At 56.1% G+C, this 1,422-nt stretch carries 1 rRNA gene; it reads left to right on the top strand.

The window, feature by feature from the left end:
• Window positions 1-1,422, top strand: a 23S ribosomal RNA gene (locus ACI2K4_RS36305); the annotation flags it as partial.

Below are 1,422 nucleotides of genomic sequence, written 5' to 3'. Positions count from 1 at the left end.
ACCAGGAGGTTGGCTTAGAAGCAGCCACCCTTGAAAGAGTGCGTAATAGCTCACTGGTCAAGTGATTCCGCGCCGACAATGTAGCGGGGCTCAAGTACACCGCCGAAGTCGTGGCATTGATGCAGATTCGTCTGTGTTGATGGGTAGGGGAGCGTCGTGTATGCGGTGAAGCGGCAGAGTGATCTAGCCGTGGAGTGTACACGAGTGAGAATGCAGGCATGAGTAGCGAATCGAGGGTGAGAAACCCTCGCGCCGGATGACCAAGGGTTCCTGGGCCAGGCTAATCCGCCCAGGGTAAGTCGGGACCTAAGGCGAGGCCGACAGGCGTAGTCGATGGACAACGGGTTGATATTCCCGTACCCGCTTCAATGCGCCCATACTGAACCCCTTGATACTAAGAGTCCTTAAGTCAGTCGCCTCTTCGGAGGGGATGTTAGACCGAACGCTCGGCCTGATTGGGTAGTAGGTAAGCGATGGGGTGACGCAGGAAGGTAGTCCAGCCCAGGCGATGGTTGTCCTGGGGTAAGCATGTAGGGCGGGACGTAGGTAAATCCGCGTTCCTTAAGCCTGAGATGTGATGCCGAGCCGATTGTGGTGAAGTGGATGATCCTATGCTGCCGAGAAAAGCCTCTAGTGAGTGTTGTGGCGGCCCGTACCCTAAACCGACTCAGGTGGTCAGGTAGAGAATACTAAGGCGATCGGGTGAACTGTGGTTAAGGAACTCGGCAAATTGCCCCCGTAACTTCGGGAGAAGGGGGACCTCTGCTGGTGATGGGCCTTGCGCCTGGAGCTGGTGGGGGTCGCAGTGGCCAGGGGGAAGCGACTGTTTACTAAAAACACAGGTCCGTGCGAAGTCGTAAGACGATGTATACGGACTGACGCCTGCCCGGTGCCGGAACGTTAAGGGGACCGCTTAGTCAGATTCGTCTGGCGAAGGTGAGAACTTAAGCGCCGGTAAACGGCGGTGGTAACTATAACCATCCTAAGGTAGCGAAATTCCTTGTCGGGTAAGTTCCGACCTGCACGAATGGCGTAACGACTTCCCCGCTGTCTCAACCGCAGACCCGGCGAAATTGCACTACGAGTAAAGATGCTCGTTACGCGCAGCAGGACGGAAAGACCCCGGGACCTTCACTACAGCTTGACATTGGCGTTTGGAGCGTCTTGTGTAGGATAGGTGGGAGACTGGGAAGCTCGGACGCTAGTTCGGGTGGAGTCATTGGTGAAATACCACTCTGGTCGTTTTGAACGTCTAACTCTGGTCCGTGATCCGGATCGGGGACAGTGTCTGGTGGGTAGTTTAACTGGGGCGGTTGCCTCCTAAAGGGTAACGGAGGCGCCCAAAGGTTCCCTCAGCCTGGTTGGCAATCAGGTGTTGAGTGTAAGTGCACAAGGGAGCTTGACTGTGAGACTGACGGGTCG

The organism is Micromonospora sp. NPDC050397, assembly GCF_044901685.1.
In the GTDB taxonomy this organism is placed as follows: Bacteria; Actinomycetota; Actinomycetes; order Mycobacteriales; family Micromonosporaceae; genus Micromonospora_G.
This window is presented reverse-complemented; position numbering and strand designations above follow the sequence as displayed.